The organism is Pseudomonas sp. TH31 (assembly GCF_016650815.1).
Lineage (GTDB): Bacteria > Pseudomonadota > Gammaproteobacteria > Pseudomonadales > Pseudomonadaceae > Aquipseudomonas.
This window is the reverse complement of sequence record NZ_JAEKEZ010000010.1, coordinates 173,961-189,531: the sequence shown is the minus strand read 5'-3', so window position 1 is coordinate 189,531 and position 15,571 is coordinate 173,961. Positions and strand designations below refer to the sequence as shown.

Below are 15,571 nucleotides of genomic sequence, written 5' to 3'. Positions count from 1 at the left end.
CCCAAGGAGCTCAACACCATGCGCAGAATTCAATCCGCCCCAGGCTTTATCGGCCCGGTCGGCCCTTACTCCCAGGCAGTGATCAGCGGCCATCTGGTATTCACCGCCGGGCAGATTCCGGCCCAGAACACTCTTGATGACCAACCCGCCGATTTCACCGAACAAGTTCGGCAAACCTTGCGCAACCTGGAGGCGATCCTGATTGAAGCCGGGTCTGATTTCAGCCACGTGATCAAGGTCAACGCCTACCTCACCGATCCGGCGCAACTGGAGCCGTTCAATGCGGTGTATCGCGAGTTTCTCGGCCATGCACCGCCGGCACGGACCACGGTGTGCGTGGCGTTGTGGGGCGTGTCGCTGGAGATCGATTGCGTTGCCGAGCTAATTGTCAGGGAGTCGCAACATGGATGAGTCCCGGCTGATCGAGCAGTTCAAAACCGTGAGTTTTCCGACCCTCGGGCACTTCCTGGAGAAGGGCTTTGCCGATTCGCAACTGAGGGCCATGGTCCCCAATGTGAAACTGGTCGGCCGGGCGCTGACCCTGAAACTGGTCGGCGCCGATGCCATCGCAGTCAACCAGGCCCTGGCGCTGATCAAACCCGGCGATGTGCTGGTGATCGACACCGATGGCGACTGGCAGCACGCTCCGGTCGGCGCCGTCACCAGTTGCGCCGCGAGTTGCGCGGGGGCCGTGGGCATTGTGGTGGATGGCGCAGTCACCGATTTACTGGAACTGCGCGAGGCCGGGCTGCCGGTCTTCGCCCGTGGCACCAGCCTGCTGACCACCAAGTTGCATGGCCGTGGGGACAGCCAGATCAATCAACCGATCCAGTGTGCCGGCGTGACGGTCAATCCAGGGGATCTGGTGCTGGCGGACGACAACGGCGTGCTGTTTCTCGACTGGCCAACGGCAGCCGGGGTCATCGATCAGGCGTTGGCGTCCGATCTTGCCGAACCGCGTTTGCTTGAGCGTTTGCGGGCCGGTGAGCCGGTGGCGCAGGTGTTGCGCGTCTAGGCCGTCAGGCAGCGTTGCAAGCTCTCGATGAAGATCGTCTCGGCCCGGCTCATGCGCTGCTCGCGGTTCCACAGCAAATGAATGTCCACATCGGCAATCCCTTCGTGGGGTGGCAGGCGCCAGAGCAATCCGGCGTCGACGTCGGCCGCCACCACGTGCTCGGGCAAGCAGCCAATGCCGAAGCCGGCGATCACCAGTCTTCGGACTTCTTCCAGGCTCGGTGAAGACGCAACAATCCGTCCGCTGAAACCTTGCTGATCACGGAAAATCGTCAGCGGCGAAAGCATGCCGCCAATCTGGTCGCTGGTGAAACTGACGAAATTCTCCCGCTGCAAATCCCCTTCGGCAACGTTCAGCTGCCCGAACAAGGCATGGTGCTTGCCGCAGAAAAACGCATAGCGCTGGCGCAGGAACAATCGCTGTTCCAGGCGCGGTTGCGGCCGACGATTGAGGCTCAGGCCAAGGGTCGCAGTCTTTTCCTGGAGGGCGCTGACGATGTCGGAACTGCGCATCACATCCACTTCCAGATCCACCCGCGGATGGTGGCGATGGAAGTCGGCGAGGAAGTCATCGAAGCGCTCGGAGAAGATTCGGCTGATGATCAACAGCCGCACCTTGCCGATCACTTCGTCGGCCGGTTGCTCCAGTACGCTGCTGACTTGCGACATCTGCCCGTAAATTTCCCCGGCCAGTTCGAAGATCTGCTCACCGACTTCTGTCAGGGCAAACCGTGGTCCACGTCGGGCGATCAATTGGCGCCCCAGTTGTTCTTCCAGCCGCTTCAGCGCCTGGCTCACCGCCGGTTGCGTCAGGTGCAGGCGGGCGGCGGCGCGGCTGATGCTCAGTTCCTGGCCGATCACCCGAAAGGTACGCAGCAGGTTCCAGTCCAGACGGTCATTGAGCAGGCGTTGCACGTCGCGTTCGGCCATGGTGGTTCTCGATTATAAGCTGGCGTAATAGTTCGCATAATAAATAGAAAATTGACTAATCATAGCCCCGGGACGATAAATCACCCCCAGACAGGCACCGCCAGAGTGCCTCGGTTTTGCTGTTTCACTCCTGCCAAAAAAACAATCAAAGGAGCCTGACCCCATGAAGCCTGTTGCTTCGTCTCAGCCGCGCCGTGCCGCGGCGGCTGCCTTCATCGGCACCATGATCGAGTGGTACGACTTTTACATCTACGCCACCGCCGCCGCCCTGGTGTTCGGCGCGCTGTTCTTTCCCTCCGACGACAAACTGTTCAGCACCATGGCCGCGTTCGGCACCTTCGCCGTGGGCTTTTTCGCTCGACCGTTGGGCGGGATTATCTTTGGCCATATTGGCGACCGTATTGGCCGCAAGAAGTCGCTGATCATCACCTTGCTGATGATGGGCGTGGTCACGGTGTGCATCGGTTTGCTGCCGACTTACGGGCAAATCGGTGTGGCTGCGCCGGCGCTGTTGATCCTGCTGCGCATCGTTCAGGGCATCGCCGTTGGTGGCGAGTGGGGCGGCGCGGTATTGATGGCAGGCGAACATGCGCCGAAAGGGCGACGCAACTTCTTCGCTTCGTTTGCGCAACTGGGCAGCCCGGCCGGTTTAATCCTGTCGCTGCTCGCTTTCAGCGCGGTCACTCGTTTGTCCGAAGAAGACTTGATGAGCTGGGGCTGGCGTCTGCCGTTCCTCGCCAGTTCGCTGTTGTTGCTGGTCGGCCTGGCGATTCGCCTGGGCGTGAATGAATCCCCGGAGTTTCTCGCCAGCCGAGAATTGGCGAGCAAAAGCACGCGTAAAGAGCAGGCACCGGTGATGGAAGTCTTGCGCACGGCTTGGCGGCCACTGTTGCTGTGCATCGGCGCCAACACACTCGGAATCGCCGGGGTGTATTTCACCAACACTTTCATGATCGCCTACACCACCCAGCAACTCGCGCTGCCGCGCTCGCTGATCCTTGAGTGCCTGTTTGTGGTGGCGGTCATTCAGTTCTGTATTCAACCACTGGCAGCGTGGGTCGCCGAGAAGATCGGCGCGACGCGGTTCCTGTGCCTGATGTCGCTGCTGGCGATGGCCTCGCCGTACCCGATGTTCGTGCTGGTCAGCTCGGCCCAGGCGCCGCTGATCATCCTTGGCATCGCCTTGGCGGTGGTGTGCATGGCGTCGTTCTACGCGGTGATTGCCGGGTACGTCAGCGGTATGTTCGAGACGCGCGTGCGCTACACCGCGATCTCCCTGGCCTACCAGATTTGCGGTGCGGTGGCTGGTGGCCTGACGCCGCTGATCGGCACTTTGCTGGCGCACAAGTTCGCCGGCCAATGGTGGCCGCTGGCGGTGTTCTACAGCCTGATCGCTGCCACTTCCTTGATCTGTGTCTTGTCCCTTGCCCGTCGCCATGCCAGCGCTGAACGCCTTGAATTGGCCAACGCTTAATCCAACGTTTGCAGGAGTAACTTATGTTGAAAATTAATGGTGAACGCCTGTGGGCGAGTTTGATGGCCATGGCCGAAATCGGCGCCACGGCCCGCGGTGGCAGTTGCCGATTGGCGTTGAGCGATGAAGACAAGGCCGGTCGCGAACTGTTTTCCCATTGGTGCCGCGAAGCCGGCATGACCCTGAGCGTCGATGCTATCGGCAACCTGTTCGCCCGCCGCGCCGGCGCCGATCCGGACGCTGCACCGGTGATGATGGGCAGTCACCTCGACACCCAGCCTGAGGGGGCCGGTTCGATGGCGTTTACGGCGTGCTCGCCGGTCTGGAAGTGGTTCGTTGCCTCAACGACCTTGGCATCCAGACCCGCAAGCCGCTGGAAGTGGCGGTGTGGACCAACGAAGAAGGCGCGCGTTTCACCCCGGCGATGTTTGGCTCGGCGGTGTTCACCGGCATCATGCAACTGGACGCGGCGCTGATGGTGCGTGACATCGATGGCATCAGCGTCGCCGAAGCGCTGCAACGCACCGGTTATGCCGGCGAGCGGCCGTTGGGCGGCGCGGTGGATGCGTACTTTGAAGCGCACATCGAGCAAGGGCCGATCCTCGAAGACAATGCCAAGAGCATCGGCGTGGTCACTGGCGGCCAGGCGATTCGCTGGCTCGACGTGCGGGTCGAAGGCATGGCTGCGCATGCCGGAACCACGCCGATGCCGTTGCGCAAGGACGCCCTCTACGGCGTGGCGCAGATGATTCAGGCCATCGAAGTTCTAGCCACTGATTTCGCCCCGGAAGGCCTGACCACCGTTGGCGAGTTGGGTATCAATAAATCCTCGCGCAACACCATTCCGGGTCTGGTGAATTTCACCGTCGACTTGCGTCATCACCGTGACGAAGCGATTGAGGCGATGGAGCAGCAAGTCCGCGCACGACTTCAGGCGATTGCCGACGGTCGTGGCCTGAATCTGACCATCACCCCACACTGGATCAGCCCGGCCACGCCATTCGACGCCGAGTGCGTGGCGGCGGTGCAGCACGCGGTGGATGCCTTGGGCTACGCTCAGCAATCGATTGTCAGTGGCGCCGGGCATGACGCGATTCACCTGGCGCGGTTCTGCCCGACAGCGATGGTGTTTATCCCATGTGTGGGTGGGTTGAGCCATAACGAAGCGGAAGACGTGTTGCCTGAGGACGTGCGACAGGGCACTGACGTGTTGCTCCACGCAGTCCTGGCTCGCGCCCAAAGAGCTGAATAAACCCGATCCAATGTGGGAGCGGGCTTGCTCGCGAAGGCGGAGTATCAGCCAACATCGATGCTGAATGACACACCGCATTCGCGAGCAAGCCCGCTCCCACAGGAGGATGCACCCGGTTTCAAGATCTACGTTTAGCTGACAGGAATTTATCCCATGCGCAGTTTTTTCACCCCGAACAATTGCTCCACCATCCACGCAGCTACTACTCCCGCGGGCAAATGCGCACGCCACAGGAAGTGCCGGAGCGCGCTCAAAGATTGGTACAGGCTTCTCATTCTTTGGGCTTCAAAGTCGAGCAACCCGCCGACGCGGGACTCGCTCCTTTGCTGGCGGTACACGGTGCGCCGTACCTGGCGTTCCTGCAGGAAGCCCATCAACGCTGGAAGGAAATCCCCGAGGACTGGGGCGACGAAGTCATGTCGAACATCTTCGTCCGCGAGCCCAACGCCCTGCGCGGGATTCTCGCCCAGGCTGCCCGTTATCTGGCCGATGGCAGTTGCCCGGTGGGTGAGCAGACCTGGCGTTCGGCTTATTGGTCGGCGCAAAGCGCGATTGCCGGTGCCCAGGCGTTACTCGACGGCGAACCGGCCGCGTATGCCTTGTGCCGTCCACCGGGGCACCACGCCCGAGCCGAAGCGGCCGGCGGTTTCTGCTACGTGAACAACGCCGCAGTCGCGGCCCAAGTGTTGCTCGGCGGGTTTGAACGGGTGGCGGTGCTCGACACCGACATGCATCACGGCCAGGGCATTCAAGAGATTTTCTACGAGCGTGATGACGTGCTGTACGTCTCGGTGCATGGCGATCCGACCAACTTCTATCCGGGGGTGGCCGGGTTTGCCGATGAGCGTGGCGTCGGGGCGGGGGAGGGTTTCAACCTGAATCTGCCGATGGCTCACGGCGCTAGCGAGGCGGATTTCCTCGGGCAACTTGAGGTGGCGTTGGCGGCGGTGAAAGACTTTGGTGCCGAGGTGCTGGTGCTGTCCCTGGGGTTCGATATTTTTGAATTGGACCCGCAGAGTAAAGTGGCGGTGACGCGGGAAGGGTTTGCAGTGTTGGGCGAGCGGATTCGCAGCCTTGGGTTACCGTGCCTGATTGTGCAGGAGGGCGGTTATCACCTGGAGAGTCTTGAGGACAACGCCCGGGCGTTTTTTGTGAATTCCGACGTTTGGCACCTTTGACCTGTGGCGAGGGGGCTTGCCCCGTTGGGTCGCGCAACGGCCCCAAAACCTGCGACTGCGGGGTGTCAGGTAAACCGCAGGCGATGGTTTTACGACTGCTTCGCAGCCGAACGGGGGCAAGCCCCCTCGCCACAGGCAAGCCTTCCTTTACCTAACTCTTGCCATCGCCCTGACGTTAACGTAAAGATTGGCATCAGGGCGCTGATTTCAAAAAGCGCCGAGCGGACCGCTGCGGAGCGCTTGATGACACTCATAAAAACAACACATCCCAAACCGCAACAGGAAGCACGGCTGGCCCGGGAAAAGCTTCACCTCGAAGGCGAAGTCCCCGATGGCGTATTGCGTGCGGAAATCGATGCCTCGTGGCGGCGCAGCCTCAGCCACGGCGTGCATTTCAACGGCAAACACGAACTGACGCTCGAATCGAGCGCCAGTCTTGAAGTGTTGCTGGCGAGCAATCGCCTGCTGATCGACGCCGCGATGCCGGCCATCGATTACCTGGCCGAGCGCCAGGGCAAGGAAGGGCTGATTATCCTCGCCAACTCCGACGCGACCATCCTCGCCGTCGAAGGCCGCGCCGACCGCCTCAAGGGCTCTGGCCTGCAAGACATCACCCTCGGCGCCTGCTGGAGTGAAGCCGCTCGCGGCACCAACGCCCTCGGCACCGCATTGGTCGAAGCCCGACCGACCCTGATCGATTGCGGCGAACATTACCTGGATCGGCTGAGCGATTTCTCCTGCACCTCAGTGCCGATCCACTGCCCGCAAGGCGACATCCTCGGCGTCCTCGACCTCACTCGCGAAGGCCCACTCGGCCGGGTTCACGACAGCACTGCGTTGTTGGCCATGGCCGTCAGCCAGATTGAAAGCCGGGTGTTCAACGCCAGTTATCCGGACCAGATCGTCCTCGCGTTCCACAGCCGTCGGCAGTACCTCGAATCGCCGTGGCAAGGCCTGCTGGCGGTGAGCCTCGGCGGGCAGATCCTCGCGGTCAGCGCCCAGGCCTGCCAATTGTTGCGCGCCGAGCGTTCGGCACTGGTGGGGCACCGCTGCGAGGAGTTTCTCGGGGTCGATGGCCTGCAACTGCTGGCCCGGCTGCAACAGGGCGGCATCGGCAGCCTGCAAACCGCCAAGGGCGAATTCTTCTACAAAACCCTGCGTGCACCGCAGCGTTCGATCAACGTCGGCACCACGCCGCGCCCGGTTGCCAAACCCGCCAAACCACAACCGGACCTCGAATCCCTGGCCGGCAGCAATGTCCGTTATGCCCGCGCCTTGCGCATGGCCCGACAAGGCCTGGCGAATGAACTGCCGGTGTTGCTGCTCGGCGAAACCGGCACCGGTAAAGAGGTCATCGCCCGTGCCCTGCACATGGCCGGCACGCGCTGCGATAAACCCTTCGTCGCGGTGAACTGTGCGGCGATCCCCGAAGGCCTGATCGAGTCAGAATTGTTCGGTTACCGCGAAGGCGCCTTCACCGGTTCACGCCGTGGCGGCATGGTCGGGCGCCTGCAACAGGCTCACGGCGGCACCTTGTTCCTCGATGAAATCGGCGACATGCCGTTGGCCTTGCAAGCGCGACTGCTGCGGGTGTTGCAGGACCGCAAAGTCGCGCCATTGGGCGCTGGCGAAGAGCAGGACATCGACGTCGCACTGATCTGCGCCACCCACCGCGACCTCAAGCGTCTGGTCGAGGACAAACACTTTCGCGAAGACTTGTTCTACCGGGTCAACGGCATCAGCGTGATGCTCCCGCCGCTGCGCGAACGCGAAGATTTCAGTGGCCTGGTCGGTCGACTGCTGGCCAAACTCGACGCCCCGACCGTCACCTTGCACGACGACCTGAGCAAATTGCTCGGCGGCTATCACTGGCCGGGCACATCCGCCAATTGGAGATGGTCTTGCGCACGGCGTTGGCGATGCGCGAGGTGGGGGACACCGTGCTCACCCTCGACCACTTGCCCGACAGCATGCTCGATGACTTGACCGCCACCGAACGCCCGCAGGCCGGGAGCATTCGCGAAAACGAACTGGAGCTGATTCGCCAATCCCTCGACGCGCATCAGGGCAATGTCTCGGCCGCCGCCGACGCGTTGGGCATCAGCCGCGCGACCCTGTATCGCAAACTCAAGCAGTTGCGCCCGTGATGCAGCGCCTGATCGTTCGGCTGATCGACAGCCAGAATCCGCAAGCCCTGCAATCTTCGTTGCGCTGGCTCTACAGCTTCGTGCGACCGCATCGACTGGCGATTGCCGGGTTGCTCGGGTTGTCGGTCTGCGCTTCGTTGTTGGTGCTGGTGCAACCGTGGTTGACCAAACTGCTGATTGACGACGGCCTGCTGGGGCGCAATTTCCCGGTGTTGGTGCTGATCGCGGGGTTGATGATCGTCGCCGGTTTGCTCGGTACGGCGCTGTCGGGGATCAACCGTTACCTGCACACGCGGCTGTCCGGACGGATCCTGTTCGCCCTGCGCGATGACCTTTATCGACACTTGCAGACCTTGTCGCCGAGCTTCTATGGCCAGCGGCGGATCGGCGACCTGATGTCGCGCCTCGATGGCGACGTCGCAGAGATTCAGCGCTTTGCCGTGGACTCGTTGTTTTCGGCGGTATCGAGCGTGATCGGGCTGTTCTTCTCCGTGGCGATGCTGCTGACCTTGTCCTGGAAACTCTCGCTGCTGGCGCTGGTGTTGATTCCCCTCGACGTGCTGTGGCTGCGCTGGATGCGGCGCAAGGTCGAGCGCGATGTGCGGCAATTGCGCGAGCGTTCGGCGGACATGTCGTCATTCATGGTCGAGACCCTGCCGGTGATGAAATTCATCCAGTCCGCCGGCCAGCAACAACGCGAAGCGCGACGGCTGGAGAGCTTGGGCCAGGGTTATATGAGCCAGTTGCTGCGCCTGCAAGTCACCGAGTTTTTCACCCAGGCTGTGCCCGGCACACTGACGTCGTTGTCGCGGGCCTGTGCGTTTTTGATCGGCGGTTATTGGGTGGTGCAGGGGACGTGGCAACTCGGCGCGCTGATCGCGTTTTCAACTTATCTCGGGATGGCGGTGGGGCCGGTGCAAAGTCTGCTCGGGCTCTATGTCGCCATTCAGCGGATGACCGTCAGCCTCGGGCGCGTCATGGAGTTGCGCGGCGAAGAGCCGACCGTGCTCACACCGGTCACGCCGCAGCCGATACCGCGCTGCGGCGAGCTGCGTTTTGACAACGTGCATTTCAGCCATCCGGGGCGTCCGAGCACCTTGCGCGGGATTGATGCACGCATTCCCTACGGTTTGAAAGTCGCCCTGAGTGGCGGCTCGGGTGTCGGCAAATCGACCCTGATCGACCTGCTGCAACGGCATCACGATCCGCAATCTGGCCGGGTGTTGTTGGGGGAAATCGATCTACGGGAACTGGACCTGTTCGAGCTGCGTCGACGGATTGCGATCGTCAGTCAGGACATCGTGCTGTTTCGCGGCAGCCTCGCCGATAACCTGGCGTATGCGGTGCCGGATGCCAGTCGCGAGGCGATTGCCGGTGTTGCGCAGTTGGCGCAACTCGACAGCCTGATCGCATCCTTGCCCGAAGGCCTCGACAGTCCGTTGGGTGAGCGCGGTCAGCAGCTCTCCGGCGGGCAGAAACAGCGGATCGCCATTGCCCGGGCGCTGTTGCAGGACCCATTGATTCTGGTGCTCGACGAAGCGACTTCGGCGGTGGATGAAGCCACCGAGCGTGAAGTGATCGAAGCCATCGACCGACTGTTTGCCGGGCGTACGCGCATCCTTATCAGCCATCGTCCATCGACTCTGGCGGACGCCGATCTGCGCTTTGAATTGCTCGACGGTGTGCTCACCTCGAAAACGGTGATGCATGAAGCCTGAACTGCGAATTGGCGTGGTGGACAGCGGTCATTCGGCGGTGCAGCGAGTGCAGGTTGTTGCGGGGCGCCGGTTTTCGTTGCTGGAGGATGGGTTGGCGGAAAGTGATTTACGCGACGATCCGCTTGGCCACGGCAGCGCGGTGATCGAGGCCATCGGGCGGCGCGCGCCGGCGGCGGTGTTTTGTGTGGCGCAGGTGTTTGACCAGCGTGGCGTCACCAGTGCCTTGCAGATCGCCACGGCGATTGACTGGCTGGTGGCGCAGGATGTGCGGCTGATCAATTTGAGCCTGGGGTTGCGGCAGGACCGCAGCTTGTTGCGCGAAGCCTGCGCGGCAGCCGTGGCGAGCGGCGTGTTGTTGTGTGCATCGAGTCCGGCTCAGGGCGAGGGCGTGTATCCAGCGAAATATCCACAGGTGTTGCGCGTCACTGGTGATGCCCGTTGTGCCGAGAGTGAATGGTCGTGGCTCTACAGCGCCCAGGCGGATTTCGCGGCGTGTGTGCATGGGACGTATCCGGGGCAGTCCGGGGCCAGTCTGGGGTGTGCGGCGTTGAGCGGACACATTGCCGGTTTCCTGGTTGCTCATCCTGATGTGAGCAATGAGCAGGTCATTGAATGGCTGCGAGAGAACGCTCGTTATCGTGGTCCAGAACGGCGCAGCGGGCCATGATTTTGATTCTTGGCGCAGGGCCCGCAGGAGCGGCGGTTGCCTTGGGTTTGCGTCGACTCGGTTACCCGGTGACGCTGGTCAGCGAATGGCGACGGTTTGCCGCGCTCGAAGGGGTTTCCATTCGAGTGCTGGAGGCGTTGCGCGGCGCGGGACTGAATCACGCATTGGCGGACGCGGCGCTACCTTCCCAGCGACAGGTGTCGTGGAATGGTCAGCAGCATGCGCAGAACATCGAATATTTGTTGGACCGTCCGAGTTTTGATCGTGGATTGCGCGAGGATTTGCGTCTGGCTGGTGTTGAGATGATCGAAGGGCGGGTGCTGACGGTGCGGTCCTCGGCTACCGGGCATCGGGTCGAAATTGAAGGACACGACGTGTTGGTCGCGGATTTTCTGGTGGAGGCTCGTGGACGTTCCGCTCCAGCGCTCGGTAAAGGCTTGCGCGGGCCGGAGACGGTCAGCCTGCTCAATCGCTGGCAAGGCACGCCGGGCAGTACCGCCAGCGCTGTGGAAAGTCTTGAGGACGGCTGGGCCTGGATGGCGCGGCGGGCCGACGGTCAATGTTATTGGCAATGGACGGTGGACGTGGCCAGTGCTTCGTTACCGGGTAAGGCTCAGTTGCTTGATTACTGTCGTCAGCGGCGCCACGGTTCGGAAGTGGCTCGGGCGTTTTTCGGTCATCAACCTGAATACGATCTGCAACTGCACGCCCGCAGCAGCACAGCGATTTTGTGCCCACAGGTCTGCGGCGATAACTGGATTCGGGTGGGTGACGCGGCGATGGCGGTAGACCCGTTATCGGGCAACGGGATTTTTCAGTCGTTGTCCTCGGCATTGCAGGCGCCCACGGTGATCAACACCTTGCTGCGTAAGCCGCAGCGAACGGCGTTGGCCCAGCGCTTTCATCAGCGGCGGGTGGAGCAGTTGTTTTTGCGCTTTGCCCGGATCGGACGAGATTTTTATGCCGATGAGCAGCGCTGGCGGGATCAACCGTTCTGGCAGGCTCGGCGACAGTGGCCGGATGCCGAGGTGGCGCATGTCGAGGCGGATTTTGCGGCGTTGCGGATTGAGCGGGCGCCGGTGCTGCGGGATGGGTTTGTAGATGAGGTTGAAGTGGTGGTGACAGCGGATCAGCCGCTGGGGATCTGGCATGTTCAGGGGGTTGAGTTGGCGCCGTTGGTGCGGCGGTTGCGCAGCGAGCCAGCGGAGCAGGCGTTGGCCGGGTTGACGGTGGAGCAGGGGCGGGTGGTTCGGGGTTGGTTGTTGCAGCAGGGTTTCAAGCCCTGACATGTTGGGTGACTTGGCTGGCCTCATCGCGAGCAAGCTCGCTCCCACAGTGGATTTGTGATCGACACAAAACCCATGTGGGAGCGAGCTTGCTCGCGATAGCGCCCTAAAGAACGCCGCCGATTACAACTTGATCAACACCGACTTCAACTCGGTGTAATGCTCAATCGCCGCATACCCCATTTCCCGCCCAACCCCGGACATCTTGTACCCGCCAAACGGAAGCGCCGGGTCCAGCGCGCTATGGCAATTGACCCACACTGACCCTGACTTGATCCGCGGAATCATCCGGTGCACCGCCGCCAGATCATTGGACCAGATACTCGCCCCCAATCCATACGGACTGTCATTGGCCATGCGCAGCGCATCGGCTTCGTCATCAAACGGAATTGCCACCAGCACCGGGCCGAAGATTTCTTCCTGCACCAGCGAGTGCTTCTGATCGACATCGACAATCACTGTCGGTTTGACGAAGAACCCCGGCCCGAACTGCTCGCCGCCGCACGCGATGGTCGCGCCGCTTTCCCGACCCTTTTCGATATATCCGTAAACCCGCTCCTGCTGACGCTTCGAAATCAATGGCCCCATCTCGACGCTCGGGTCCATGCCATTGCCGAGTTTCATGGCGTTGGCGATGTCGGCGATGTCCGCCACCACATTCTCGAAATGCTTGCGCTGCACATACAGCCTGGAACCGGCGCAGCAGACCTGGCCCTGGTTGAAGAAAATCGCACTTGCAGCACCGGCGGCGGCAGTCTTCAGGTCGGCGTCGGCCATGACGATGGTTGGCGATTTGCCGCCCAGTTCCAGGGTCACCCGGGTCATGGAGTCCATGGCAATCTTGCCGATCTGCTTACCCACAGCGGTCGAGCCGGTGAAGGTCAGCTTGTCCACCAACGGGTTGTGGGTCAGGGCCGAGCCAGCCGTGATGCCGGTGCCGGTGACCACGTTGAACACGCCTTCGGGGTAGCCGGCTTCCAGCACCAGTTCGGCGAGTTTCAGTGCGGTCAGCGGGGTTTCGTCGGCGGGTTTGAGCACCATGGTGCAGCCGGTGGCCAGGGCCGGGCCGAGTTTCCAGCAGGCGAGCAGCAACGGAAAATTCCAGGCGACGATGGCACCGACCACGCCCACTGCTTCGCGCCGGATGAAACTGTGGAACTGATCGTTGGGCATCAGCGGTAACGAGACTTCAACACTGGAGCCTTCGATTTTGGTCGCCCAACCGGCCATGTAGCGCAGGAAATCGATGGACAATTGCACGTCCATCATCTGAGCCACCGCCGCACTTTTGCCGTTGTTCAGGCATTCCAGTTGCGCCAGCAGCTCGGCGTCGCGCTCCATCAGGTCGGCGAGTTTCCACAACAGGTTTTGCCGCTCACGCGGGCGGGTGCGGGTCCAGGCTGAATCATCGAAGGCCTGGCGGGCGGCGAGTACTGCACGGTCGACATCCTCGGGCGTCGCCCGTGGCACCACGCACAGCATTTCGCCAGTGGCCGGGTTGTGCAGCGGCATGGTCTGGCCGTCGGCGGCCTCGACCCAGTCGCCGCCGATCAGCATGCGCGGCGCGCGCTGGATGAAGGCCGAAGTGGCGGGAAGCAAATAAGGAAGCGACATGGCGAGATCTCTTTTTATTCGTGAGATCAGCGCTTTCGCAACGGTTGTGCCAGTTTGCTGGCGAGCAGTAACAGCGGCGGTTTAACGGGGTTTCAGCTTTCAAAAGAGGCTGAGGAAGGGGCGCGTGTGTCGCAATCTGAGACGCGCTTGAGACGGTTTCGCGGTGATGGGCGCCCGACCTATCACGTCGGACGCCCGGTGCTACCGATCACTTTTCAGGGTGGGCATAGACCTTGCGGCCACCTTTCCAGGTTTCACAGATCTTGATATCGCGGATGCTGGTCGCTGGGACTTTTTCGTCGAGCGGGTTCTGCTCGAGAATCACTAGGTCGGCAAAATGGCCATCCTGCAACGAGCCCATCCACTGGTCGGCATGGCACTGCCAAGCGGCGTCATAGGTGATGGCTTTCAAGGCTTGCTGGCGTGTCAGGCACTCGGCCTCGTTGAGGATCGGTTGCTGACGCGGGTCACTGATGAAATGGCCTTGCGCATCACGCATGCCTTCCATTTTTCGGGTCACGGCTTGCTCCATGGAGCGCAGCGGCCCCAGTGGGGTGACCGAACAATCGCTGTGCAGCGAGATTCTCAATCCATGGTCCAGGGCCGACTTGCACAGGTCGAGCATCTTCGTGGCTTTCTCCTCGAAAATCGCCTTTTCGAATGCGTAGCCCCAGTAACCGACATGACCGATCAGAAAGCTCGGTGAGATGCCCAGTCTTTTCATGTCTTTGAGATGGTCTTCGGTTAACAGCGAGCAGTGTTCGATACGGTGACGTTTTTCAAGCCCGCTGGTTTTTTTCAGCGCGGCCTCATAAGCGCTGAGGGTGAAACTGATCGCCCGTTCACCGTTGGCATGAATCATCAGCGGCCAGCCGTCCTTCATGGCCGTATTGATGGTGGTCTGATAGGCGTCGGGAATGACTGTCGGGGTTGTAGTTCCATCCGGATCACAGAAGTTGAAGTTACCCAACTCGGGCTTCGTCTCACAGCAGTACGGCTGCGCCTGATAGCCCGTCAGCCCCTGGTTGGAGCCGTCCGAAATCAACTTGAGCCCACCTTGATAAAAACGCCTGGCGGCTTCTTTGGTCACGGGATGGTATTTCTTCCCAATGCTATCGTAGGGCGCGGCATAACCGATCCGCACGTTGCTGTGGTGCTTGAGATCATAGATGCCGAGGACGATTTTGGAGAACGTGTCCATCATGGCGTCGTAGAGCAGGGTGACGCCCCGGCTGGACGCTTTATCGAAATAGGCCTTGAGGTGGTTGAAGATGTTCAACACGTCGAGGGCCTGCTTGAGCGGAATCGACAGAATGGCAGGCATCATGCCGGCCTCCTCCTGAAGATTGCCGCGCGTGGCGTCGATGAAATCCTGGCAGGTTGCGTAGTGCTCGCGCAGTTTTTTGCTGCTCGGGTTGTGGCTGTTGTAGACGGCTTTGCACGCGGCCGTGTTCAAGTAAAAGGTGTGCATCGAAGCGCTGACCATCAACAACGGGTTTTGCGACACGATGTTGTCCAGGTTGCCGACGTTATCCCCGGTTTCATCGATATCGCAGTAAAAGGTTGTGAGTTGGTTGAGGCCGTTTTTCACTTCCGTGAATGGCATCAGAGCCGGGTCGACCATGCGGCCGAGTATCCAGGTCGAAGTGTCTTCGGGAATGTGCTGGTTGATTTCTTCCTTCAGCCAGTTCCAGTCATAGCGGGGGCGTAGCCGCTGATCCTGTTTAATGTCGTGCGGGCCTTTGACGTCCTCCGGATTCGACGAATCCTGGATGGCGCCCAGGTCCAGCCAGCCTTCAATCGCGCACGTCTGCACGATGTGCACGTGGGGTTCGATCAGGCCGGGCAGCAGGGTTTTGCCGTCCAGTTGCCGGGTCGTCCAGGCGATGCCTTTGGCTTTCATGTGGGCCTGGACGTGGCCGAGGCTACCGGAGGCGACGACGTCGCCACCATGGATGCCCAGCGCTTCGACCCGCTCATCCATGTTGCCGTCCTTGAGCGGGTAAATCACCCCGCCGGTAAAGATGACCGACTCGCTATCAGGTTCTGGCCCGAGCTTGGGCAGCTGGCTCGCAAGGGCCGTTGGGTCGAAAGTGTGTTTGAGTGCATTCCAGATGGGGTTTTCGCAGCCGCAATGGGTGCAATTGTGATCATTTCCGTTTGATCCCATGACGCGTTCCTCAGGTTTTCGGTGGTTTGAGGCGTAACGCACACGATGTGCGCGCTGCAAGCGTAGCAGTGGTTCGGGAGTTGGTTATCCTTGTCTCAGACTGCAACAGCTGTCGCGATAT

General features: G+C 61.3%; 10 protein-coding genes and 2 pseudogenes. 9 read left to right on the top strand and 3 right to left on the bottom strand.

From position 1 onward, the window contains the following. Nucleotides 1-18 precede the first annotated feature (18 nt). Together JFV26_RS07495 and JFV26_RS07490 are read left to right on the top strand one after the other, a co-directional pair. On the top strand, nucleotides 19-411 hold the full coding sequence (locus JFV26_RS07495; RefSeq protein ID WP_201191117.1) for a RidA family protein: 393 nt from the start codon (nucleotides 19-21) through the stop codon (nucleotides 409-411). Next, nucleotides 404-1,015: an RraA family protein gene (locus tag JFV26_RS07490; protein ID WP_201191115.1), complete on the top strand. Its 612-nt coding sequence runs from the start codon at nucleotides 404-406 to the stop codon at nucleotides 1,013-1,015. The genes JFV26_RS07495 and JFV26_RS07490 overlap by 8 nt, the downstream gene beginning before the upstream one ends. On the opposite strand, the gene JFV26_RS07485 is transcribed toward JFV26_RS07490, so the two are convergent. Further along, nucleotides 1,012-1,944: a LysR family transcriptional regulator gene (locus JFV26_RS07485; RefSeq protein ID WP_201191113.1), complete on the bottom strand. Its 933-nt coding sequence runs from the start codon at nucleotides 1,942-1,944 to the stop codon at nucleotides 1,012-1,014. The two genes, JFV26_RS07490 and JFV26_RS07485, sit on opposite strands and share 4 nt — an antisense overlap. Before the next feature lie 163 nt (nucleotides 1,945-2,107). Between JFV26_RS07485 and JFV26_RS07480 the strand changes: the two genes are divergently transcribed. From JFV26_RS07480 to qhpG, 7 genes and pseudogenes are all read left to right on the top strand, one after another. Beyond that, the gene (locus JFV26_RS07480; RefSeq protein ID WP_201191111.1) at nucleotides 2,108-3,418 is read left to right on the top strand and encodes an MFS transporter; all 1,311 of its coding nucleotides are present in this window, start codon (nucleotides 2,108-2,110) and stop codon (nucleotides 3,416-3,418) included. A gap of 23 nt (nucleotides 3,419-3,441) precedes the next feature. After that, nucleotides 3,442-4,670 (top strand): annotated as a pseudogene (locus JFV26_RS07475) (Zn-dependent hydrolase). Between the two features lie 179 nt (nucleotides 4,671-4,849). Further along, on the top strand, nucleotides 4,850-5,848 hold the full coding sequence (locus JFV26_RS07470; protein WP_201191109.1) for a histone deacetylase family protein: 999 nt from the start codon (nucleotides 4,850-4,852) through the stop codon (nucleotides 5,846-5,848). 243 nt (nucleotides 5,849-6,091) lie between these two features. Continuing rightward, nucleotides 6,092-7,995: pseudogene (locus tag JFV26_RS07465) on the top strand (sigma-54-dependent Fis family transcriptional regulator). Then, nucleotides 7,995-9,713 carry an ABC transporter ATP-binding protein gene (locus tag JFV26_RS07460; protein ID WP_201191679.1) on the top strand — a complete coding sequence of 573 codons (1,719 nt, stop codon included), beginning with the start codon at nucleotides 7,995-7,997 and terminating at the stop codon, nucleotides 9,711-9,713. The pseudogene JFV26_RS07465 and the gene JFV26_RS07460 overlap by 1 nt, the downstream one beginning before the upstream one ends. Beyond that, nucleotides 9,703-10,380: a subtilisin-like serine protease QhpE gene (gene qhpE, locus JFV26_RS07455; protein ID WP_201191108.1), complete on the top strand. Its 678-nt coding sequence runs from the start codon at nucleotides 9,703-9,705 to the stop codon at nucleotides 10,378-10,380. The genes JFV26_RS07460 and qhpE overlap by 11 nt, the downstream gene beginning before the upstream one ends. Continuing rightward, the gene (qhpG, locus tag JFV26_RS07450; protein ID WP_201191106.1) at nucleotides 10,377-11,666 is read left to right on the top strand and encodes a flavin-dependent monooxygenase QhpG; all 1,290 of its coding nucleotides are present in this window, start codon (nucleotides 10,377-10,379) and stop codon (nucleotides 11,664-11,666) included. The genes qhpE and qhpG overlap by 4 nt, the downstream gene beginning before the upstream one ends. Before the next feature lie 123 nt (nucleotides 11,667-11,789). On the opposite strand, the gene JFV26_RS07445 is transcribed toward qhpG, so the two are convergent. Further along, nucleotides 11,790-13,280: an aldehyde dehydrogenase family protein gene (locus tag JFV26_RS07445; RefSeq protein ID WP_201191104.1), complete on the bottom strand. Its 1,491-nt coding sequence runs from the start codon at nucleotides 13,278-13,280 to the stop codon at nucleotides 11,790-11,792. A 208-nt stretch (nucleotides 13,281-13,488) separates the two neighbouring features. After that, nucleotides 13,489-15,450: an amidohydrolase gene (locus tag JFV26_RS07440; protein ID WP_201191102.1), complete on the bottom strand. Its 1,962-nt coding sequence runs from the start codon at nucleotides 15,448-15,450 to the stop codon at nucleotides 13,489-13,491. Between the last annotated feature and the right edge of the window lie 121 nt (nucleotides 15,451-15,571).

Bases quoted from the DNA above. Each gene is read 5' to 3' on its own strand.
- JFV26_RS07495 (WP_201191117.1), top strand. From the start codon at position 19: ATGCGCAGAATTCAATCCGCCCCAGGCTTTATCGGCCCGGTCGGCCCT.
- JFV26_RS07490 (WP_201191115.1), top strand. From the start codon at position 404: ATGGATGAGTCCCGGCTGATCGAGCAGTTCAAAACCGTGAGTTTTCCG.
- JFV26_RS07485 (WP_201191113.1), bottom strand. From the start codon at position 1,944: ATGGCCGAACGCGACGTGCAACGCCTGCTCAATGACCGTCTGGACTGG.
- JFV26_RS07480 (WP_201191111.1), top strand. From the start codon at position 2,108: ATGAAGCCTGTTGCTTCGTCTCAGCCGCGCCGTGCCGCGGCGGCTGCC.
- JFV26_RS07460 (WP_201191679.1), top strand. From the start codon at position 7,995: ATGCAGCGCCTGATCGTTCGGCTGATCGACAGCCAGAATCCGCAAGCC.
- qhpE (WP_201191108.1), top strand. From the start codon at position 9,703: ATGAAGCCTGAACTGCGAATTGGCGTGGTGGACAGCGGTCATTCGGCG.
- qhpG (WP_201191106.1), top strand. From the start codon at position 10,377: ATGATTTTGATTCTTGGCGCAGGGCCCGCAGGAGCGGCGGTTGCCTTG.
- JFV26_RS07445 (WP_201191104.1), bottom strand. From the start codon at position 13,280: ATGTCGCTTCCTTATTTGCTTCCCGCCACTTCGGCCTTCATCCAGCGC.
- JFV26_RS07440 (WP_201191102.1), bottom strand. From the start codon at position 15,450: ATGGGATCAAACGGAAATGATCACAATTGCACCCATTGCGGCTGCGAA.